The sequence below is a fragment of the Desulfococcus multivorans genome (genome assembly GCF_001854245.1).
GTDB lineage: Bacteria > Desulfobacterota > Desulfobacteria > Desulfobacterales > Desulfococcaceae > Desulfococcus > Desulfococcus multivorans.
Window position 1 is genome coordinate 1709997 of sequence record NZ_CP015381.1, and the last position, 20803, is coordinate 1730799.

At 59.4% G+C, this 20803-nt stretch carries 18 protein-coding genes and 1 tRNA gene; 5 read left to right on the top strand and 14 right to left on the bottom strand.

Annotation, left to right across the window (positions count from 1 at the left end):
• The 3 genes from pruA to dmul_RS07365 all read left to right on the top strand — a co-directional run bounded on the left by pruA (position 1) and on the right by dmul_RS07365 (position 4026).
• On the top strand, positions 1–1635 hold the full coding sequence (pruA, locus tag dmul_RS07350; RefSeq protein WP_236886005.1) for an L-glutamate gamma-semialdehyde dehydrogenase: 1635 nt from the start codon (positions 1–3) through the stop codon (positions 1633–1635).
• A 680-nt stretch (positions 1636–2315) separates the two neighbouring features.
• Complete coding sequence (locus dmul_RS07360) at positions 2316–3635, top strand: KamA family radical SAM protein (RefSeq protein WP_020878055.1); 1320 nt, start codon at positions 2316–2318, stop codon at positions 3633–3635.
• A 58-nt stretch (positions 3636–3693) separates the two neighbouring features.
• Entirely contained in the window at positions 3694–4026 is a 333-nt protein-coding gene (locus tag dmul_RS07365; RefSeq protein ID WP_020878054.1) for a hypothetical protein, read from the top strand.
• Between the two features lie 106 nt (positions 4027–4132).
• Here dmul_RS07365 and dmul_RS20180 read toward each other — a convergent pair whose 3' ends face one another.
• The 10 genes from dmul_RS20180 to dmul_RS07405 all read right to left on the bottom strand — a co-directional run bounded on the left by dmul_RS20180 (position 4133) and on the right by dmul_RS07405 (position 12878).
• Positions 4133–4303 (bottom strand): hypothetical protein, encoded by a 171-nt coding sequence (locus dmul_RS20180; protein WP_020878053.1) that lies wholly within the window; start codon positions 4301–4303, stop codon positions 4133–4135.
• 142 nt (positions 4304–4445) lie between these two features.
• A complete protein-coding gene (selB, locus tag dmul_RS07370; RefSeq protein ID WP_020878051.1) occupies positions 4446–6401 on the bottom strand; it encodes a selenocysteine-specific translation elongation factor in 1956 nt (651 codons plus the stop codon).
• 13 nt (positions 6402–6414) lie between these two features.
• A tRNA-Sec gene (locus dmul_RS20185) sits at positions 6415–6506 on the bottom strand.
• A 91-nt stretch (positions 6507–6597) separates the two neighbouring features.
• Complete coding sequence (locus dmul_RS07375; protein WP_020878050.1) at positions 6598–7560, bottom strand: ABC transporter permease; 963 nt, start codon at positions 7558–7560, stop codon at positions 6598–6600.
• Complete coding sequence (locus tag dmul_RS07380; RefSeq protein ID WP_020878049.1) at positions 7557–8357, bottom strand: ATP-binding cassette domain-containing protein; 801 nt, start codon at positions 8355–8357, stop codon at positions 7557–7559. Before dmul_RS07380 ends, dmul_RS07375 begins: the two co-directional genes overlap by 4 nt.
• A gap of 3 nt (positions 8358–8360) precedes the next feature.
• Positions 8361–9362 (bottom strand): sugar ABC transporter substrate-binding protein, encoded by a 1002-nt coding sequence (locus dmul_RS07385; protein ID WP_020878048.1) that lies wholly within the window; start codon positions 9360–9362, stop codon positions 8361–8363.
• Between the two features lie 53 nt (positions 9363–9415).
• Positions 9416–10585: a double-cubane-cluster-containing anaerobic reductase gene (locus dmul_RS07390; protein WP_020878047.1), complete on the bottom strand. Its 1170-nt coding sequence runs from the start codon at positions 10583–10585 to the stop codon at positions 9416–9418.
• Positions 10585–11346 carry an acyl-CoA dehydratase activase gene (locus dmul_RS07395; RefSeq protein ID WP_020878046.1) on the bottom strand — a complete coding sequence of 254 codons (762 nt, stop codon included), beginning with the start codon at positions 11344–11346 and terminating at the stop codon, positions 10585–10587. The genes dmul_RS07390 and dmul_RS07395 overlap by 1 nt, the downstream gene beginning before the upstream one ends.
• 3 nt (positions 11347–11349) lie before the next feature.
• Positions 11350–11559 (bottom strand): TOBE domain-containing protein, encoded by a 210-nt coding sequence (locus dmul_RS07400; protein ID WP_020878045.1) that lies wholly within the window; start codon positions 11557–11559, stop codon positions 11350–11352.
• 41 nt (positions 11560–11600) lie between these two features.
• A complete protein-coding gene (locus dmul_RS07405) occupies positions 11601–12878 on the bottom strand; it encodes a double-cubane-cluster-containing anaerobic reductase (RefSeq protein ID WP_020878044.1) in 1278 nt (425 codons plus the stop codon).
• A gap of 95 nt (positions 12879–12973) precedes the next feature.
• On the opposite strand from dmul_RS07405, the gene dmul_RS20450 reads away from it, so the two are divergent.
• Complete coding sequence (locus dmul_RS20450; protein WP_169829051.1) at positions 12974–13150, top strand: hypothetical protein; 177 nt, start codon at positions 12974–12976, stop codon at positions 13148–13150.
• Positions 13151–13399: 249 nt separating this feature from the next.
• Complete coding sequence (gene yedF, locus dmul_RS07410) at positions 13400–13996, top strand: sulfurtransferase-like selenium metabolism protein YedF (RefSeq protein ID WP_020878043.1); 597 nt, start codon at positions 13400–13402, stop codon at positions 13994–13996.
• Positions 13997–14164: 168 nt separating this feature from the next.
• Here yedF and dmul_RS07415 read toward each other — a convergent pair whose 3' ends face one another.
• The 4 genes from dmul_RS07415 to dmul_RS07430 all read right to left on the bottom strand — a co-directional run bounded on the left by dmul_RS07415 (position 14165) and on the right by dmul_RS07430 (position 20742).
• Positions 14165–15571, bottom strand: coding sequence for an amidophosphoribosyltransferase (locus dmul_RS07415; protein WP_020878042.1), 1407 nt, complete (start codon positions 15569–15571; stop codon positions 14165–14167).
• Positions 15572–15610: 39 nt separating this feature from the next.
• Complete coding sequence (carB, locus tag dmul_RS07420) at positions 15611–18814, bottom strand: carbamoyl-phosphate synthase large subunit (RefSeq protein ID WP_020878041.1); 3204 nt, start codon at positions 18812–18814, stop codon at positions 15611–15613.
• A gap of 394 nt (positions 18815–19208) precedes the next feature.
• On the bottom strand, positions 19209–20006 hold the full coding sequence (locus dmul_RS07425; RefSeq protein WP_020878040.1) for a methyltetrahydrofolate cobalamin methyltransferase: 798 nt from the start codon (positions 20004–20006) through the stop codon (positions 19209–19211).
• A 109-nt stretch (positions 20007–20115) separates the two neighbouring features.
• Positions 20116–20742, bottom strand: a complete 627-nt coding sequence (locus dmul_RS07430) for a cobalamin B12-binding domain-containing protein (RefSeq protein ID WP_020878039.1) — start codon at positions 20740–20742, stop codon at positions 20116–20118.
• Between the last annotated feature and the right edge of the window lie 61 nt (positions 20743–20803).

Here is a 20803-nt window from a genome sequence, read left to right on the forward strand (position 1 = left end):
ATGATGTCCAACGGTGTATACCGAATCATGAAACCCTGCAACGAGGCAGTGCCGGGTTATCTGCCGGGGAGCGACGAAAAGCGCGGCCTCAAGGTCAGGCTGGCCGAACTGAAGCAGTCTCCCATGGAGATTCCTCTGATCATCGGCGGAAAAGAGGTGAGGAGCGGAAAGACGGGGAAATGTATCATCCCGCACAATCACGCCCATGTCCTGGCCACCTATCACATGGCCGGTGAAGCCGAGACCCGAATGGCTGTCCAGGCCGCTCTTGACGCCGGAAAGGCGTGGGCCGAGACCCCATGGGATCACCGCCTGGCCGTGTTTCTCAGGGCTGCGGAAATGATCAGGGGGCCGTGGCGTCACACCCTTAACGCCGCGACGATGCTGGGCCAGAGCAAAACGGTCTACGAGGCCGACGCCGACGCGGCCTGCGAACTGATGGATTTTTTCCGGTACAACAGTTACTTTTTTCGACAGATCATAGAAGAGCAGCCCGAATGTCTTCAGGGCATTCTGAATCGAATGGAATACCGGCCTCTTGAGGGATTCGTCTTTGCCGTGACGCCTTTCAATTTCACGGCCATCGGCGGTAACCTGCCCGGCACGCCGGCCATGGCGGGTAACACCGTCGTGTGGAAACCGGCTTCCACCGCCGTTTATTCCAATTATCACGTGATGAAACTGTTGCAGGCGGCGGGACTGCCCGACGGCGTGATCAATTTCATTCCCGGCCCGGGAAGTGCCGTGGGACCCCTGGTCATGAGCCATTCAATGCTGGCCGGCATCCACTTTACCGGCTCCACCGCCGTATTCCAGGGGATGTGGCGCACCGTTGCTCAAAACCTGGCGCATTACAACGGTTATCCCCGCATCGTGGGCGAAACCGGGGGCAAGAATTTCGTTTTTGCGCACCCGTCCGCAGACATTGAAACCCTGGTCCCCGCTCTCATCGGAGGGGCCTTTTCCTATCAGGGACAGAAGTGTTCGGCCACCTCGAGGGTCTATATTCCCAAAAGCATCTGGCCTGCGGTGAAAACCCGGCTCACGGCCGGCATTGACGGCATCAAGACCGGGGACGTAGAGGACTTCACCCATTACATGGGTGCCGTGATCGATCGGAATGCCTTCGACAACATCAGCGGCTACATTCGATTCGCCCGTGAGGCGGACGACGCAGAGATTATCGCCGGCGGTGAGTGTGACGACAGCATCGGCTTTTTTATCACGCCCACGGTGATCGTCACCACCGATCCAAAATTCAAGACCATGCAGGAGGAAATCTTCGGTCCCGTGATGACCGTCTTTGTCTATCCGGACGATGATATCGAGAAAGCCCTTACGCTCTGTGCGACCACGTCGAAATATGCGCTGACCGGCGCCCTGTTCGCCCGGGACCGCGCCGCCGTTGTCGAGATGGAAAGGCGGCTCTGCTACAGTGCCGGCAATCTCTACATCAACGACAAGACCACCGGCGCCTTCGTGGGACTCCAGCCCTTCGGCGGTGCGCGGGCGTCCGGCACCAACGACAAGGCCGGCAGCCGGCACAACGTCATGCGCTGGCTCTCCCCGCGTACCATCAAGGAGAACTTCAGCCCGGCCACGGATTACCGCTATGGGTTGATGCAGGAAAGCTGAGTCCGGGGCATTATGATTCCCTGAAACGGGCTGTTCAGGTCATTGATGCCGGATGAGCTCGTTTCGTCAGGAGATGCCTTCCCGACGGGTGTTCCGTCTCAATATGGCGGGACACCTTGAATCCATGGAATAAATGCAAAATATACGCCAAGGTTGACAAAAATAGAAATATCATATAATTTGTTTTTCAGGTATTCCGGTTCTGATATGGCTGACGCGATTGTATCGATTTTCTTTTTTGCGGACGGCGGTTTCGACAGGCCTTCAGATTCCGGATAACGATCTTCATAACAAACCGTTTATGCGTGTCGGAAGGTGGCGTTCCTCCGGGTTGCCGGACAGTCGGCGACAAACCGCTCAGCCTCTGTTTTTCCACATGTTTCAGGACTGCGGCAGGAAATATTCCCATTCTGCTGTCGGTTTTATCCTTCCCATATCGTTATAAGTCACGTACAGCGCCTGCCGGGCAAGGGATTTCACTGGCTCCATGCTTGCCGGACATCTTTTTTGAAGGTCATTTTTCGCTGAACTCGTCATCTCTTAACTGCCAGGCGTTGATTCAAAATGGTGTCGCCTGAAAGGAGTCTGCTATCCAGAATATATCAACCGCTAAATACAAATCGTACACGCTGCGCAACCTCGACGATATCCGGCCCCTGGAAAACCTGTCCGGGGATCGGATGCGCAGGATCAGGGCCGTTGGCCGGGTTCTGCCCTTTCGTGTCAATAATTATGTGGTGAACGAACTTATCGATTGGGACAACGTTCCCGAGGATCCTATATTTCAGCTGACCTTCCCGCAACCGAATATGCTGTCGGAGGGGAATCTCTCCAGGCTGCTGGACATGGACCACGCCGGGAAGAGCATCGCCGCGGTTGACCGCGAGGTGAGCAGGATTCAGAGAGAGATGAATCCCCACCCGGCCAGGCAGATGGAGCTCAATGTGCCGGTGATGGATGGCCGCCGTCTGGAAGGGCTTCAGCATAAATACAAGGAGACGGTCCTCGTATTTCCCCGCCAGGGGCAGACTTGTCACGCCTTCTGCACATACTGCTTCCGCTGGGCGCAGTTCTGCGGGATCGAAAAACTGCACTTTGCCTGCAACGATCCGCTGGTCCTGCCGCGTTACCTGAAGGCCCATCCGGAGGTGACGGATGTCCTCTTTACCGGCGGGGATCCCATGGTAATGCGGGCCAAAGTGCTGCGCCCGTATATCGACGCGTTGCGTGGCCTCGGGACGGACCACCCCCTGACGATCCGTTTCGGCACCAAGGCGCTGGCCTACTGGCCTTACCGCTTTTTGACCGACCGGGACGCCGGCGAGCTGATGGAACTGTTCGAAGACATCGCGGCTCTTGGGCACCAGCCGGCCATCATGGCCCATTTCAGCCACGACCGTGAACTCGAAACCCCGGCCGTGGAGCAGGCCATGAGACGTCTCCAGTCCGCCGGGGCCGTCATCCGCTGTCAGGGGCCTTTGGTCCGCCACGTCAACGATGACGCCGGGACGTGGGCGCGCATGTGGCGCCGCCAGGTCCGGCTGGGGGCCATACCCTACTACATGTTTGTCGCACGGAATACCGGCCCAAAGGCCTATTTCAGGGTCCCCCTGGCGCAAACATACCGGATCTTCAGCGAAGCCTACGGGCAGGTTTCCGGCCTGTGCCGCACGGTCCGCGGTCCGTCCATGTCGGCCACGCCGGGGAAGATCGCCGTCCAGGGGATCGCCGAACTCCTCTCGGAGAAGGTGTTTGTGCTTAAATTCATCCAGGGCCGCGACCCGTCTTGGGTCAACCGCGTCTTTTTCGCGCGATACGCCCCCGATGCCGCGTGGTTCGACGAACTCGAGCCGGCGTTGGGAGATAAAAAATTCTTTTTCGAATCCGGTCTGGATCGCATCACCGCGGAGAAGGCGATGGATCTCGTGCCGCCGCCCAGGGCGCTTTCCGGGATGAATGACAGAATCGGTTCCGGGACGCTGCTGCGGTGGGTCCATTAATACAGCTTTGCGGGCCCTCAACACCAGAGTGGGGCCCGATGGAGAAAGGGGGAAAGCGATGCGTCACAAATTTACGATTCTTCAGGATACGGACAAGGATACCTTTATCATCAGGGAGTATGCCGTGGTCGAAAAACATCTCAAAAAGATGCTGACCTTGATGCCGAGCGAAGATGATTTTTCGCTCATGGCCGAGGAGACCTATGCCGGCAAAAACCTTTCGAAACTCATCTCCAGGGGCGCCGTGGCGGAGCTCGTCACGTCTCTGCGCACCGACAACCTGTTCCCGATCAACCCCTACGCCACCAAAATTGCCGAATCAATCATCGCCATGCACGCTTCCGCTGAATGCCGTTTCATGGAGCTGTTTTTCGACGATCAGACCCCATGACGGCGGGAGCGGATGTCCGGCTCAGGGACAGCCAAACAAGCCTCTGTTCATTTACGCGCCGATAGTCCGTCTTTGACTGTTATGCCGCAATGACATCGAAAAAAAATTATACCGCCTGATCCGCTTGGAACGCCCCGTTCATGGCGTCTGCCGCGGCCGCCTTCATGAGGACGATCCCCTTCTCCTTGTCCGCGAGAAAGCCCACCTTGAAGAGGATTTCCAGGAGCCGGGAAGTCGGGGACAGAAGCCGGGCTCTCCGGGTCGGGTGGGATTTCATAGGAGAAAATCATGGGGATGGGATTTTCCGGGATCAGGCTTCACCCGGGAGAGCGTCTGCATCTTTTTCGGACTTCGTTTGGAGAGCCTCCCGTACGCCGGAAAACTTTTCACCCGGAAAAAGCAGGGGGATGAGGGGCCGTTTATCCCCGGCAAGCGTGTCGTAAAGGCGCATCTTCATGATTCCTGGAGACCAGCGTACGATCGTTTCCCCGACGTTCCGTAAAACCGATCTCGTCCAGGTACTCCAGAACGGGAAGGGCGCCCGTGCGGCCATAGCCCAGGATTTCGTTGCAGTCGTTGGCGGTAATATGCCCCTTGCCTGAGATGGCGGCCCGGACCCGGTCCATGATCTCTTCCAGAGATTGGAGGGAGAGATACCGGTCGTTGTTGAGGCGAACCAGCCGTTTCTGTCGGGCCAGATAATGCAGGAGCTTCTCGACATCCCGTTTCGATGTCCCATGGGGACAGGAGCGCCAGGCGGTATGGGCGGTAAAGGGGGTGATTCCCGCCGTTAAGGCAACATCGAGGAGTTTTTCCACCAGCATTGTTTGGCCCGGGTTCAGGCGCCCGCTCACGTCAGGCATCAGGTAGCCGCCGGCCTCGGTAATCAGGCGGTCTTCTCGGCAGAGTCCGGCCAGGGCATGCTGAATCAGCCCGTCGCTGGTGCCGTCTGGAAGTTTGTTTCGGATCTCGGCGATTTTGAGATCGCCCCTGAGGGCATCCTTCCGGAGGGCCTGAGCCACGATCTCCAGAATTCTCTCCCGCGTGCGGTCAAAAGCCGCCTTTCCCACGAGCCCCGGCCCTCCAAGGGAGATGAAATCGCCTGAAGCGATGCCCCGGTCGATTTCCTCGCAGATCTTCTCCGGCGGCAGGCCGGTCTGTTCGGCTACGGCATCGGTGGTGATCGGTTGATAGGGATGCCGATTCAGAAGGCTGGGTAGAATTTTATCAACCTTTCCGGATTGCAGCGCATGAAGATAGGAAAGCAGAGGCTTTGCTCTGCACGCGCGAAACTTGACCTTCGAAGTCTCCAGCACCCGCCCTGCGGCGATGACCATCGGCCGGTTCATGGGAGAAACCACAAACCGATCTCCGGGCATGGCCGGAAGGGGCGACGACAGACGGCATTGGACCAGACCATGCTCGCCCGGTCCCAGTACTGCCGTCTCCATCGTCACGATCATCGCTGCGACAGCGGCGGTGCCAAGATAGATCTTCACGATCTGTCGATTGACGAGGGGTTCGGTATGCGGAGGGAGCATCCTCAACTCGACGTTGAGGAAGGCGGCGGAGGTGAGCGTATCCGGCCTGGCCAGGAGCATTCCTCGGCGGACCTCCGAAAAGGGCACCCGATGGAGATTTACCCCGACCCGCTCTCCGGCGGATGCCAGGAGTGCCTGCTCTCCGTGAATTTCAAGAGACTTGGCCCGGGTCCTGACGCCTTGGGGTAGGAGATCGACGGCGTCGTTCTTGGTGAGTTCTCCCCCGAGAACCGTGCCGCTCACGACCGTTCCGAGGCCCGGAAACTGGCGAACCTGATCGATCCAGAGCCGGAAGGGATCTGCGGCACGCTTGCCCCGGGCCAGGCTGTGCTCGGCTTCCAGGGCCGCCAGGACAGCATCTTTTCCCGCTTCCGTTCGGGCGGAGAACGGCACGACAGGCTTGCCCTCCAGAAAACTCCCCTGGATCAGTTCCTTGACCTCCATCCGGGCCAGTTCGATAGTCTCGGCATCCACCAGATCGTTTTTGCTGATCACCACGAGTCCGCCGGCGGTACCGAGGCTGCTCAGGATGTTGAGATGCTCGATGGTCTGGGGCATCACGCCGTCGTCCGCAGCCACCACCAGCACCGCAAGGTCCACGGCGCAAAGTCCCCGAATCGTGTGTTTGAGAAAGTCGGTATGGCCCGGCACGTCGATGAGGGCTGCTCGGGCGCCGCCAGACAGGATCAGCGGCGCCACTCCCGATTCTATGGAAAGGCCCCGCTCCTTCTCCGCTTTCATCCGGTCGGTCTCCACGCCCGTCAGGCAGCGGACCAGGGCGGTCTTGCCGTGGTCGACGTGGCCCGCCACGCCGATGGTGATATGAGTGCTCATGATCCTCTCGATATGGAAGGGGCAAGGGGAATCGAAGCTCCTCCTCGTTTTTGAGACGAGGCCGACGGTTTTGAAGACCGCGGGGTGCCCAGCACCATTGCCCCTGGAGATGCGGGGCATCTCTTGCGGAGAGGCCCCGGGATGATCCGTTGAAACTGACTTTGATCGGAAGTGAGAAGTGGCATCGAAAATACCATCATGCCGTGTCCCGATCTCTGAAGATCGTGGCGTAAACCGACACGGACGCGACGATGATGGCGCCGTGAACCAGGCGGGTCCAGAACCCGGAGAATCCTGCGCTGATGATGCCGGCTTCGATGATGCCGATGATGGCGGCCCCCACGAGGGTACCGAAGACCGTCCCCTCCCCGCCGAATACCGAGGTGCCGCCGATGAAGATCGAGGCGAACACCAGAAGCAGGTAGCCTTCCCCCTGGGTGGGCCACCAGTTGGCCATTTCCAGGCAGGTCATGACGGAGACCAGGGCGCTGACGGCCCCCATGAACACAAAGAGCAGGATGCGGACCCTGCCGGTGCGGATTCCCATGACGCGCGCCGTGCGGATGTCGTCCCCGATACAGAGGACGCTCTCTCCGAAGGCGTGGCGGTTCAGGATCAAGCCCAGGACGCCCGCAATTCCCAGGCACCAGAGGGACTGGGCCGGAATGGTCCCGGTCAGGCGGCCGACAAACAGGTGGTGAAGCAGGGTGTCCCGGACCGGGACGAGGTTTCTGGCCAGGCCATCGGCCATGAGCGTCGAGAACCCCCTCCAGAAAAACTGAGTGCCGATGGTGGCGATGATGGAGGGGACTCCCACCCTGACCACGAGCATGCCGTTCATCAGACCAGCCGCGGATCCGACGGCGACCGCGGCGATGAATGCCAGCCCCGCGTTTCCCGTGGCGAGAAAAAGCTCCGCGAAGGTTAAACCGGAGACGGCCATCACTGAAGGGAAAGAGAGGTCCATTTCTCCAGCGATGATCAGGAAGGTGAGGCCCAGAGCCAAGAGAGCGGTGAAGGGGATGGTGGATGCGAAGGAGATGTAGATCTGCGGTGACAGGAAGGTCCTCGGGCTCAGGAGGATAAAAATCGCCAGAAGACCCGCAAAGACCCCTGAAATGCCGATCTGGATGTTGAAACGCTGCATGAGGACCTTCATGTGGAACCCGTCCTGCGGGCGCTGATGGAGATGCGCTGGAGTTCGGCACCCAGGGATTCAGGACTCAGCCCGTCCCGGAGGTGTTCTCCGACGATCTTTCCTCGTTCCATCACCAGCACCCGATGGGCGACTTGGTGGATGTGACTCATGTTGTGGGAGATGAAGATGCACGTCTTCCCTCCGTGAGCGATGCGGCGGACGAACCCCAGAACCTTCTCCACTTCGTTGAGGGAAAGGGCGGTGGTGGGCTCGTCCAGGACGATGATTCTGGCGTCGAAGTGCATGGCCCGGCCGATAACAAGCCCCTGGCGCTCCCCGCCGGAGAGGGTTCGGACCCGGGCATCGGGGCTGATGCCCGCGCTCTGGAGCCCGACGTGGGTGTTCAGGATCTCTAACGTCGCCCGCTTCTGAGCCTCGACCTGGATGAACCCCAGGCGGTCCGTCATGGGCCTGCCCAAAAAGACGTTGCGCCACAGGGGCTGTTTTTCGCAGAGAGACCGCTCTTGGTGGACGGTTTCGATGCCCAACCGCCGGGCGTGGCCGACATCATAGGTCCGGAAGTCGATGGGCCGCCCGCCCACCGTCATCTGTCCGGCGTCGGGCTTGTGGACGCCGGACAGAATCTTGATCAGGGTTGATTTCCCCGCGCCGTTGTCCCCCACAAGCCCAAGGACCTCTCCCGGCCGAAGGTCCAGACTGACGGACTGGAGTGCCGTGACGCCGTCGAAGGATTTGCAGATCCCGTGAAGGCACAATACGGGCGGGACCTTCCCCGGATTGGTGCGGCGTCCATCCATGGATCAGCGGATACCCTGTTTGGCCAGGGGGGCCACAAGGCCGATGTTGCCCTTGTGAACCAGCCCGCCCCCGGTGTCGAGTTCAAGGCCGGTAAAACCGTATTTTTGGGTCAGCACGATCTGGGCCACCGAAAGATAGCCGAGAAGATAGGGTTGCATCTCCGAGACGATGTCCACATACCCGTTTTCGATGGCCGACGCGGTGGCCGGCGAAAGGGAGAAGCCGCCAACGAAGATCGCGTCCGGCCCCTTGCCGGCCGCCCTGAGGAAATTCTCCATCTGGGAGGTGAGGGCGCCGTGATCGATCAGGATCATCCTGCAGTCGGCATGCGCGCCGATGTACCCCGTGATGATGGGGGTCCCCATGGACGTATCCTTGTCCACCTCGGGGCTGATCTCGATATAATCCACGACGACTCCGGCCTCCTCCAGGGTCCGGATCATGGCGCGGGCCCTTCGTCCGCGCTCCTCAAGCTGTTTCAGCCCCCAGATGAGGGCCCGGTCCCCCTTCTTGAGACCGGACTGGGACAGGGCCTCTTTGGCAAGCGTGGTGCCCATGACATCCGGGTCGGTGCCGATGGATCCGAATCCCCGTGATTTGTATTTTTCCAGGGCTTGGGGAAGGTTCGTGTCCACGCAGGTAACCAGAATGCCCGCGTCGAAGGCCTCCTGGATGAAGGGCGCATAGGCCCCGTCCCCCGGATGGCCCATGATGACAATCCCGTCCGGCCTGGCGGCCAGAGCGGTCTTGAAATTGTCGATCATCTTTTCCGGGTTCCAGTCGGAGTAAAGCAGCTTGAGGTCGCACCCCAGATCCGAGGCGGCTTGGAGGGCGCCGTTCTGGACGATGGTGTTGTACGGCCCGCCCACCGGGCCGCCGGTATCGAACCAGATGGTGACGTTCCTGCCCAGGGGAGGCAGTTTTTCGGCGGCGGACGGTTGGCCGGCGGCCAGAATCAGGCACAGAGTCACAGCCGACAGAATTGCGGCAGTGCATTTTTTCATCTTGTTTCTCCTTGATGTTTCAATGGGGTGGATTCAACCCGCAACATGAAGTGTCAAAGCATCTCCAGGTAGGCTTCGATGCGCACCCGGAGCTGTTCGGTGTCGCTCTCGGCATAGTCGGTTTCGAGATGCAGCGTGGGGATGCCGAATCTCTTCCGGATGAAGGCCTCAACGCTGAAGGCTTCGATGTTGTAGGTATGGCAGGCCTGCCAGGTGAGGTCGACCACGCCGTCGGCTGAAAAGGTCCGGATCATGTCGGCCAGCAGGTCGAAGCGCCCGGTGTTGGGACTCATGACCGAGCAGGGAGTGGCCAGGTACTGCTCGGCCAGGGCATCCATGGGTTCCCTGGTTTCGTCGACGGCAAAGGTCTGCTTGTATCCGGAGCAGTTCTCGAAGGCCACTACGTCGGCGTCGCTCTCCTCGATGATTTTCACGACCTTGTCGCTGCCCAGACCGACGGGGACGCCGGTGAGCAGGATGCGCGGGCGGCTTCCAGAGATCTTTTGATCCGGCCGGAACGCTCCGCTCATGGCGTCTGCCACGGCCGCCTCCATGAGCGCGATCCCCTTCTCCTTGTCCGCGAGAAAGCCTACCTTGAAGAGAATTTCCAGGAGCCGGGAGCCGGGCAGGGGGGTGGGCCGCGCCTGATTCACGTCCATGAGGTCTTTCCGGGCGGCCCGTTCCCGGTTCATGAGGCGGATGGCGGCGCTAAGGCGGTCGTCATCGATGGTCACACCGGTCAACTCCGCAACGATGCTCCGGAACCGTTCCAGCTCGGTCCGCCAGAAGGGGAGGGATGTCGCCGGATCCTGGTTCTGGGGGAGCTGAAGCACATGAGTGGTTTTGTACCGGGAGAGCAGCTCGAACACCTTCTTTTTCCCGTCGCAGGTGGTGTCGCCGACAATGATGTCGGAGAACCGGAAAAACGGGCAGGTGTCGGTGACGGCAAAACCGAAGCTGCTCTTGATGAGCGGGCAGAGGTTTCGGGGCAGGATCTCCTCGGCCGCGGCTATGGGGTCGTTTCGGGTGCCGCAGAGCGGCAAAGGAATAGCTTCGGCCGCCACGGCGATCTCCGTGGGCGAATATAGGCAGTAAAAGCCGATGGCGGCGCGGCCGGCTGCCTTGGCCTGTTCAATGTCCGCCAGGTTCTGTTCCGTGATCTGCTGAAGGGTGTTCATAAACGAAAATGAAGGGGGCATATTCCGCTTTCTATTTGACTCCATTAGAGTCCTCCCGCCAGCAAGGCGGCGCCCAGGGCGCCGACAAGTTGCGGGTCCTCGGGTATCAGAACGCTGCGCCCCAGGGATTCGGCGAGAAGAGAGCGCATGCAGGGGTTTTTGGCCACGCCGCCGGTGAAGACGATGTTGCCGGACGAGGAAACACGGTTGATCATCCCGACGGCCCGGCGGACGACACTCGCGTGCAGGCCCCTGGCGATCTCCCGGCGGTTTCGACCCCTTGCGATGAGGGAGGTCACCTCGGATTCCGCGAACACGGTGCACATGCTGGAGATATTGAGGTTGTTTTCAGCGAGGAGTGCCTCCCGGCCAAATTCCTCGATCTCAAAACCCAGGGTCCGGGCCATGATCTCCAGGAATTTTCCCGTGCCGGCGGCACACCGGTCGTTCATCTCGAATTTTCTCACCCGGCCGTCGGGGAAGAGGGTCATGGCCTTGCTGTCTTGGCCGCCGATGTCAAGAACGGTTCGAGCTTCGGGAAAGAGTCGGTTCGCCCCCCGTGCGTGGGCCTTGATCTCCGTGACCGTTGGGGCTTCGAAAGAGATTTCGAAAAGGTTCCGGCCGTAGCCGGTGGCCATGACGGCGTCATGGGCGACGCCCTCCATGAGTCTGTGGGCTTCGGCCATGGGGTTGAAACCGGTGTCGGCCTGAAGGCTCTCCACAATATTGCCCGTTTTGTCGACGACCACGAGCTCGATGGTGCGCGAGCCGATATCGATGCCTGCGTATCTCACTTGCGAACCCACTGGTTATTCCTTCACCGGCAGCACGTGGATGGCTTTGATAATAAGCTGTACTTCGTCATTGGGCTTGAGGTCGAGAGACTCCGCGGATTCGGTCGTCAGAACCGACGCCATCTCGACGAGGTCTGTGATCTCGAATTTGGCCGGCGACATCACATCCCCTTTGTTCAGGGAGGTCACCTTGGATTTGATGGTGTTCCTGGCACCGTATTTCATTTCTGGCTCCTCGCTTTTCGATTTTTTTAATATGCGTTTTTCTATCGAAGCTGTTCGATGAAGGCTTCGATCCTCGTTTTCAACTGACCCACATCCTCCATCCCGTAGTCGGTCTCGATGCGAAGGGTGGGGATGTTCTTCTCCTCGAGAGCCCTTTCCACCGGGAAGGATTCCATGAGATAGGGCTGGCAGAACTGGAGACCATAGTGGATCACCCCGTCGGCATTGTAATCTTTGGCCATCTCCTCGATGTGGGCTGTGCGCTCGGGGTTGGGGGTGAAGATGGCGCAGTCGACCTTGAAGTAGCGATCTACGACGGCTTCCATCATCGCCTCGACGGTGTCGCCTGTTTCCTCCGTGAGGTTCCGGGTGCCCCGCTCGCCCACGCAGGACTCCTCGCCCACGATCACCGCGCCCGAGGTTTCCACGATGTAGGGCAGCTTCCAGTTGGGAACGGCCTGCGGGCAGCCGGAGATCAGGACCCGGGGCGTTTTCGCCGGAAAAACCCCTTTTTCTTCCGCGATCCGCCGCTCCAGTTCGTCGCAGATCTTGTTTACGGAGGTGGTGAAGCGCTCCGGGTTGTCGTAGAAGAAGACCTGGTTGGCGAGAAGGGCATCCATACCCGAGATGGGGGCGGGGTCGGCCTTTCGCAGGGAGGACAGGCGATGGATGGCCGCCCGCTTGGCGTTCACCGTCCGGATCGTCGTCTTGAGGGATTCAGCCGTCACGGCGACGCCCGTGAGGGCCTCCAGCGTGGTCTTGAAGCGGTCGTATTCGGCCCTCAGGAGGACCCGGCCCTGCTCGGATTTGACTTGGGGAAGGTCCATGACATAGAGGTTGTTCACCAGTGAGCCCAGGGTTTCGTAAGCCTTCTTCTTGCCGTCGCAGGTGTTTTCGCCCACCACCATGTCCGCGCTCTCCAGGTAGGGACAGACCTTGCCCAGCTTGAAGCCGAAGGAAGACTTGATGAGGGCGCAGGTGTTTCGCGGCAGCAGCCTCTCCACCGCTTCCATGGCGAAGTCGGCGCCGGAGCAGAGCCCGACGAGGGTGGCGTTCGCGGCCAGGACGATCTCCTCCGGCACGAAGACGCAGTAGGACCCGATGATCTTGCGCCCCGCCGACTTTTCGTCCAGGAGTTCCTTGATGCGGAGGCCGTGAACCTCGCTCATGACGAAATCGAAGTATCCCATGCCATCGGGCCGGTTTTTCTGGGTGAGGAAGAAATCCGTGTAGGTCTTCCCCAGAACATTCAGGAGGGCGTCGTGGGCCGCGAGGTCGAGCCCTAACTCCTGCCACATCGAAACGTATGGGTTGTCCATGTTTGTCGCCTTTCGTGTTCAATAAGGGAAATGCGTGGATACACTATTATGGAAATATTATATGATACAAATCGATAATAACGATAATGAATGAAATGGAAATAGAAGAAATCAATAACGCCTGGTGTCGGGATTGGGGAATGCTTATCCTTGACGGGCAGCCGATTCAGATCGTAGACCCAGCGGAATCGATTTCCGCCCAATCTTCAGCATCCGAAACCGATAGATTTTATAAATCCGATCGGATGACTTTATCAGGATTACCGATTTGACCGGAATCAGCGGGGTATAGTAGCGTTTTTAGAATCAAGGAACTCAACTTTCGACTTTCATAGGCCGTATCCTCCCGGCACCTATTTCCGATCACCGTCATGAAAGTCGAGAGTCAAGGAAAATATTTTCGGGATTGTGATGATCGCGTCATTGGAAAGATCGTACCTGGAACGGACGAACGCATCCGGGTGACACGGCAGTGATGTTTGGGATCAGGGTTTCAGCCCTGAATGATGAAGGGATGCAGCATGAAGGTAATCGATGCCAGGGGGCTGGCCTGTCCGGCGCCGGTTCTGATGGCCAGGGACGCCGTCGAAACGGATGCGGACGGCCGGGTGAAAGTGATCGTAAACGACCGCGCTTCCAAGGAGAACGTCTCCCTGTTTCTCGAATCCCGGGGATTTCACGTCTCTGTCGATGAACGTGACGGCGATTTCCACATCACCGGCGAAGGCGGGCCGGGTGCGGCGGCGGCTCCCTCCGCCGCCGATCTTCCCGACGCCGACCTCAAGAAGATCATGGTCATGGTGACGACCGACCGGATGGGGTATGGCGACGATACACTCGGCCTGAAGCTGATGCTCAATTTCATCAAGACCCTGAGGGAGATGGGCAGCGAGCTTTGGCGCCTCGTTCTGGTCAACAACGGCGTGAAGCTTGCCGTCACCGGATCGGCGGCCCTGGAAGACCTCAATTCCCTGGCGGCCGCCGGGGTGACGATCCTGGTTTGCGGCACCTGCCTCACCCACTTCGATCTTCTGCACGAAAAACAGGTGGGGGAGACCACCAATATGCTCGACATCGTCACGGCCATGCAGCTCGCCGACAAGGTGGTGAACATTTAGCCGGAACGGCGACAAAGAGATCACCCTCTTTGTCGCCGATGGGGCGCATAGAAGTGCTGTCTGCAGAATGTTTGCGGAAGCGAAAAACGATACCGGCGTATCACCCAACATCTGTGGGATTGCATCTGCCGGCGAAGGTATACCGCCGCCGGCATCATGTCACAGGGCTCAATATCCGTAGCTCGACCCGTCCCAGCAATGGGTGCAGACCCGATCCCTGGGCAGGCCGATGGCCGCCACCATGTCGTCGAGCCGCTGGTACTGAAGGGTGGTGAGACGGAGCATCCGCCGGATCTCCTCGACCATGGCCAGATTCTTTTTGGATCCGTGGGCGACGTAGGCCGCCAGATCGTGATTTTCATCCCCCTCCAGCTTCCGGATGACCTTTCGGCTCGCCAGATCCAGGGTCGAGCGAGAGGTGGAGAAGTTGAGAAACTCGCAGGGATAGATCAGGGTGGGGCACGCCGGCCGCATGTGGACCTCCCGGGCGCCGTAATCGAAAAGGATCTGAACGTTTTCCTTGAGCTGGGTACCGCGTACGATGGAGTCCTCGCAAAAGAGAATGCGTTGCCCGCCGATGAGGCGTCGCACCGGAATCAGTTTCATCCGAGCCACCAGATCCCGCATTTTCTGATTCTGGGGCATGAAGCTTCGGGGCCAGGTGGGCGTATACTTCACAAAAGCGCGCCGGTAGGGAACCTGTTTCTCGTTGGCGTATCCGAGTGCATGACCGATTCCCGAGTCGGGGATGCCCGAAACGAAATCGACAACGGCGTCGTCGTTCCGGGCCAGCGCCTCGCCGCATCGGTTGCGCACCCACTCGACATTGATTCCCTCGTATTCCGATGCCGGATATCCATAGTAGATCCAGAGAAAAGCACAGATCTGCATTTGCTTGCCCGGGGAAGCGAGCTGTTCCCAGCCGTCGGGGGTGATTCGCACGATCTCACCCGGACCGAGGAAGTGATCGACCTCGAAGCCCAGATTCGGGAAGGCGCTGGTCTCGGAGCTGACGGCCATGGCGTCATTCCGGCGTCCGATGATCAGGGGGGTGCGGCCCAGACGGTCCCGTGCGGCGTAAATGCCGCGGTGGGTGAGCAAAAGCAGCGTGCAGGATCCCCTGATGCCGGCCTGGGCGTTGGCGATGCCCTCTTCGAAGCTGCCCTCCTCGCAGATCAGCCGGGCCGCCAACTCCGTCGGCTTGACGGCGCCGCCGGTGGTGTCGGCGAAATAGCCGCGTTTGGCAAAGGCACCCCGGATGAGGTCTTCCTGGTTGTTGATCTTTCCCACACAGGCAAGCGCAAAGGTTCCGAGGTGGGAGCCGAGGACCAGGGGCTGGGGGTCGGTGTCGCTGATGATGCCGATGCCCCGGGTGCCTTCGAAGCGGTCCAGTTCCGATTCGAACTTTGTCCTGAAATAGCTGTTTTCAATGTTGTGAATGGCGCGCTGGATGCCCTTGCCCCCCGAGACCGCCATGCCGCCGCGCCGGGTTCCCAGATGTGAGTGGTAATCCGTGCCGTAGTATAGTTCTGAAACACAGTCCGATGCCGATGAAATGCCGAACAATCCGCCCATGCGCAGTGCCTTTTTCCTTTTGGGATGATGCTGTTGCCCTCAATGAATTTCCGAATGATACTGTTGGACCGACCGGACCTTGGGCCGCCCCTCCCGCCGGGCTGCGATCCCCCTGGCCGCGGCGATGGCCGCCGCCGTGGTCGTGATATAGGGAATTTTGTAGGCGATGGCCGTCTTGCGGATGTCCGCACTTTGTGCGCTGCTTTCACCGCCACTGGGCGTATTGATCAAGAGGTGGATTTCGCCGCTTTTCATGGCGTCAACAAGATTGGGCCGTCCGAACCCGAGCTTGGAGACGGGGACGGTGTCGATACCCTTCTCCTTGAGGAATCGGTGAGTGCCCTCGGTGGCTGCGATTTTGAACCCCATATCCCGGAAAAGTCGCGCAGGCTCGATGGCCGCGCCCTTGTCACGGTCTGCGATGGTGAAAAGGACCGTCCCCTCCAGAGGCAAGGAGACCTGGGTGGCTTCCTGTGCCTTGAAAAAGGCGCGGCCAAAGGAGTGGGAGAGGCCCAGCACCTCCCCGGTGGATCGCATCTCAGGACCCAGGACCGGGTCCACCTCGGGGAACATGCTGAAAGGGAAGACCGATTCCTTTACACCGTAGTGGGGAATCCGTCGATCCTTCAGATCGAGTTCCGCGATGCTTCGACCCAGAACCACCTGAGTGGCCAGCCGTGCCATGGAGAGCCCGCATACCTTGGAGACGATGGGTACGGTCCGCGACGCCCGGGGGTTGGCCTCGAGCACATAGATCGTGTCATTCTGTATGGCGTACTGGATGTTCATGAGTCCCACGACATTGAGCTCGACGGCGATGCGGCGGGTATAGTCTCGAATGGTGTCGATGTGCCGGGTCGAAAGACTCAGGGGAGGAATGACGCAGGCGGAATCTCCCGAATGGATTCCGGCCAGCTCGATGTGCTCCATCACGGCCGGAACAAAGGCGTCCTTCCCGTCGGCGATGGCGTCCGCCTCAACCTCGATGGCGTTGTCGAGGAAGGCATCGATGAGGACGGGACGTTCCGGCGAAATCTCCTCGACGGCAACGTTCAGGTACCGTCTCAGGTTGTCGGCGTCGTGGACGATCTCCATGCCCCGGCCGCCCAGCACATAAGAGGGGCGCACCATCAGAGGGTAACCGATGCGCGCGGCGATGGCCAGGGCCTCGTCGAAGCCTGCGGCCATCCCCGATTCGGGTTGGGGGATGCCCAGACGTCGCATGACCGCGTTGAACCGCTCGCGATCCTCGGCCAGATCAATGGTCTCGGGCGAGGTGCCCAGGATGCGGACGCCGGCTTTGGCCAACTCGCTCGCGATGTTGAGGGGAGTCTGTCCGCCGAACTGAGCGATGACGCCCAAAGGTTTCTCCTTTTCGTAAATGCTGAGGACGTCCTCCACGGTCAAGGGTTCGAAATAGAGTTTGTCCGAGGTGTCGTAGTCGGTGGAGACCGTCTCCGGATTACAGTTGACCATGATCGACTCGTAGCCCGCTTCGCGGATGGCGAAGGCGGCGTGGACGCAACAGTAGTCGAATTCGATTCCCTGGCCGATACGATTGGGACCGCCGCCCAGCACCATGATTTTTTTGCGGTCGCTTACCGGCACCGTGTCTGCTGCGTTGTAGGTGGAGTAGTAGTAGGCGGCATTTTCAACGCCGCTCACCGGAACGGCGTCCCAGGCCTGGCGAATGTTCAAGGCCTCCCGTCGGTTGCGGATGTCCGTTTCGGGCACTGCCAGCAGCATGGCGAGGTATCGGTCGGCGAATCCATCCTTTTTGGCCTGCACCAGCAGGTCATCGGGGATGTCTCCGCCCCGGCAGGCCAGAAGCTTTTCCTCGAGCTCTACCAGTTCCTTCATTTGCCGGATGAACCAGGGCTTGATGTGGGTTCGTTCATAGAGGTGCTGGATGTCGGCGCCTTTGCGAAGCGCCTCATACATCAAAAATTGCCGTTCGCTGGTGGGCTCGCCCAGGCGGGCCATGAGCTCATCCAGCGAAAGCGTGTTGAAATTTTTGGCGAATCCCAGTCCGTAGCGATTGATCTCGAGGCTGCGGATTGCCTTCTGAAAGGCCTCCTTGTAAGTCTTGCCGATGCTCATGGCCTCACCCACGGCCCGCATCTGGGTGCCCAGGCGGTCCTGGACCCCCTTGAACTTTTCGAAAGCCCAACGGGCGAATTTGACCACCACGTAGTCGCCTGAAGGCGTGTATTTTTCCAGGGAGCCTTCCCGCCAGTAAGGAATCTCGTCCATGGTCATGCCGCCGGCCAGAAGGGACGAGACCCGGGCAATGGGAAACCCGGTGGCTTTGGAGGCCAGTGCCGAGGATCTCGAGGTGCGCGGGTTGATCTCGATGACCACTACCCGACCCGTCTTCGGGTCGTGGGCGAATTGGACGTTGGTGCCGCCGACGACCTCTATAGCCTCGACAATGGCATAGCTGTACTCCTGAAGCTTCTTCTGCAGGGCCGGATCGATGGAGAGCATGGGCGCCGTGCAATAGGAGTCGCCGGTATGCACGCCCATGGCGTCGACGTTCTCGATGAAGCAGACGGTGATCATCTGGTTTTTGGCATCACGTACCACCTCCAGTTCCAGCTCCTCCCATCCCAGCACCGACTCCTCCACCAGTACCTGGTGGATCATGCTGGCCGCCAATCCCCGGGCGGCAACCGTGCGCAACTCCTCCCGGTTGTAGACCAATCCGCCGCCGGTGCCGCCCATGGTGTAAGCCGGCCGGATTACGACGGGATACCCCAGTTCGTCGGCCATCGCTTCGGCGTCGTCGACGGTCTCCACTGCACGGCTTCGGGGCATCTCGATCCCTAATCGTTCCATGGTGTTCTTGAAGGCGGTGCGGTCCTCACCCCGTTCGATGGCGTCGATGTTGACGCCGATGACCTTGACGCCGTAGCGCTCGAGAATGCCGGCTTTCTGAAGCTCGGCGGAAAGATTCAGCGCCGATTGTCCCCCGAGGTTCGGCAGGACGGCATCAGGCCTCTCTGCAGCGATGATTTCCTCGAGAATCTTCACGTTCAAGGGTTCGATGTAGGTGGCGTCGGCCATACCGGGGTCGGTCATGATGGTGGCCGGGTTGGAGTTGACCAACACGATTTCGTACCCCATCGCCCGGAGTGCCTTACAGGCTTGAGTGCCGGAATAGTCGAATTCGCAGGCCTGGCCGATCACGATGGGGCCGGAACCGATGATCAGAATCTTGTGGATATCGTCACGTCTGGGCATGAATTTCCCTTTCCAAAATAAGCGTTATAGACTTTCAATTAAAGATGTCGGCAATCTGGCAGGTCCCCCACCCATAAATGCAATCTGTCGTCATCAGACTGCACCTCCCGGCATCCTTAATTTGAAAGCCTATAGTTCGTTACGTCGAATATTATGTGTCAAGGCTTTCACACGAAACGCCAAATTGACTTCGAAACCTTGCGTCCAACAGAATGCAGATAGTTTAAGTGAAACTGAAAATCAAGGGGTATGTCGCACAAAAAAAACGCTTTTTTTCTGGATGACGTCAAGCATCAGGGTTTCCGCGTTGATCGGGAGGCCCTCCACTGATGCAAAAAACCCGCCTTTGTCCAAAGGCGGGTTTTTGGGATGAACCGGCATTCGACACAGCGATTCAGAAGTCGAACATTCCGGCCCGGAAAGCCTTGAGGTAGTTCATGCAGAAGTTGTCCTTTCCGGCCAGGGCCTCGGCAGCGATGATGTTGGCCATCATCTTTTTGTCGAGGGGATTCATGATGGCACCGTCAAGGCCCTTGGCAATGGCCATGACCATGAAGGTCTGGTTCATGAATTTTCGGGCCGGCAGGCCGTAGGAGATGTTGGAGAGACCGCAGGCGGTGTGGATGCCCTGAAAGGTCGTCACGATCTTCTCGATGGTGTTGATGAACTCCATGCCGAAGGCGTTGTTGACGGACATGGGCTGGACCAGCGGGTCGACGTAAATGTTCTCCAGCTTGACGTTGTTCTTGAGAAGACCGTTGACCAGTTTGTCGGCGATTTTCATCCGGTCGTCGACGGTCTCAGGCATGCCCTCGTCGCTCATGCACAGGGCGATGACCTTGAGGTCGGTGCCGGCGACGATGGGCATGAGGTTTTCGTAACGATCCTTCTCCAGGGAGATGGAATTGATCATGGGCGTGCCCTTGTGGACCGCCAGAGCGGTCTCGATGGCTTTGGGGTCGGGACTGTCGATGGCGCAGGGCTTGTCGCTCACGGCCTGGACGGTTTCGACAAGCCATTTCAGGTATTCAGGCTCCTTGCCCACGAAAATGCCGGCGTTGACGTCGATGAAGTCGGCGCCGGCATTGTCCTGATCCTGGGCCACCTTCTGAATGGCCGCGGCGTCCTGGGCCTCGATGGCCGTGCCGACGGCCTTCCGGCTGGCGTTGATGAGTTCTCCGATGATAATCATGGTTATATCCTCAGGGTGAAGGGGGTTATCGGTGTCGGAGGGCCGCCTTGCGCCGATGGACGGGTTCGGCCCCCCGTTGCAGCGGTGTTCAGATCGTTGCCAGAAAGTGTCACGCCGCGATCAGACGACGGGCCAGCTCCACGGCGCCGGGTGCGTCGTCGGAGTATCCGTCGGCCTTGATCTGGTCGGCGAAGGCCTGGGTGACCGGGGCGCCGCCCACGATGGTCTTGACCGTGAGGCCGGCCTCCCTGATGGCGTTGATGGTGGTCTGCATCGCAGGCATGGTGGTGGTGAGCAGCGCCGAGAGTGCCACGACCCTGGCCTTGTTGTCCTTGGCGGCCGCAACGAATTTGGCGGCGTCCACATCGACCCCAAGGTCGATCACATTGAAGCCCGCACCCTCCATCATCATGGCCACGAGGTTCTTGCCGATGTCATGGAGGTCGCCCTTGACCGTGCCGATGACCACCGTACCTTTTGACTCGGCGGCGCCTTCGGCCAGGTGGGGCTTCAAAATCTCGAGTCCGCTCTTCATGGCCTGGGCCGCCATGAGCATCTCGGGCACGAAGAGCTCGCCTTCGGAAAATTTTTTGCCGACTTCGTCCATAGCACCGATGAGGCCTTCGTTGAGAATGGCATCGATGTCCGTTTTGGCCTCGAGTTCGGCCTGGACCAGCTTCTTGACCGATGCTTCGTCGAAAGTCATGACTGCCTGAAAAATGTCTTGAATTGCCATTGTTTGTTGCCTCCCGATCAATTGAATAGTGTTGTGAACAGTGTCAAAATAAAGTTGTCGT

Bases quoted from the DNA above. Each gene is read 5' to 3' on its own strand.
- dmul_RS07400 (WP_020878045.1), bottom strand. From the start codon at position 11,559: ATGAAATACGGTGCCAGGAACACCATCAAATCCAAGGTGACCTCCCTG.
- dmul_RS07360 (WP_020878055.1), top strand. From the start codon at position 2,316: ATGCGCAGGATCAGGGCCGTTGGCCGGGTTCTGCCCTTTCGTGTCAAT.
- dmul_RS07415 (WP_020878042.1), bottom strand. From the start codon at position 15,571: ATGGGCGGATTGTTCGGCATTTCATCGGCATCGGACTGTGTTTCAGAA.
- dmul_RS07385 (WP_020878048.1), bottom strand. From the start codon at position 9,362: ATGAAAAAATGCACTGCCGCAATTCTGTCGGCTGTGACTCTGTGCCTG.
- dmul_RS07365 (WP_020878054.1), top strand. From the start codon at position 3,694: ATGCGTCACAAATTTACGATTCTTCAGGATACGGACAAGGATACCTTT.
- dmul_RS07390 (WP_020878047.1), bottom strand. From the start codon at position 10,585: ATGGAGTCAAATAGAAAGCGGAATATGCCCCCTTCATTTTCGTTTATG.
- dmul_RS07380 (WP_020878049.1), bottom strand. From the start codon at position 8,357: ATGGATGGACGCCGCACCAATCCGGGGAAGGTCCCGCCCGTATTGTGC.
- dmul_RS20450 (WP_169829051.1), top strand. From the start codon at position 12,974: ATGGAAATAGAAGAAATCAATAACGCCTGGTGTCGGGATTGGGGAATG.
- dmul_RS07425 (WP_020878040.1), bottom strand. From the start codon at position 20,006: ATGATTATCATCGGAGAACTCATCAACGCCAGCCGGAAGGCCGTCGGC.
- dmul_RS07375 (WP_020878050.1), bottom strand. From the start codon at position 7,560: ATGAAGGTCCTCATGCAGCGTTTCAACATCCAGATCGGCATTTCAGGG.
- selB (WP_020878051.1), bottom strand. From the start codon at position 6,401: ATGAGCACTCATATCACCATCGGCGTGGCGGGCCACGTCGACCACGGC.
- dmul_RS20180 (WP_020878053.1), bottom strand. From the start codon at position 4,303: ATGAAATCCCACCCGACCCGGAGAGCCCGGCTTCTGTCCCCGACTTCC.
- pruA (WP_236886005.1), top strand. From the start codon at position 1: ATGATGTCCAACGGTGTATACCGAATCATGAAACCCTGCAACGAGGCA.
- dmul_RS07405 (WP_020878044.1), bottom strand. From the start codon at position 12,878: ATGGACAACCCATACGTTTCGATGTGGCAGGAGTTAGGGCTCGACCTC.
- dmul_RS07430 (WP_020878039.1), bottom strand. From the start codon at position 20,742: ATGGCAATTCAAGACATTTTTCAGGCAGTCATGACTTTCGACGAAGCA.
- yedF (WP_020878043.1), top strand. From the start codon at position 13,400: ATGAAGGTAATCGATGCCAGGGGGCTGGCCTGTCCGGCGCCGGTTCTG.
- carB (WP_020878041.1), bottom strand. From the start codon at position 18,814: ATGCCCAGACGTGACGATATCCACAAGATTCTGATCATCGGTTCCGGC.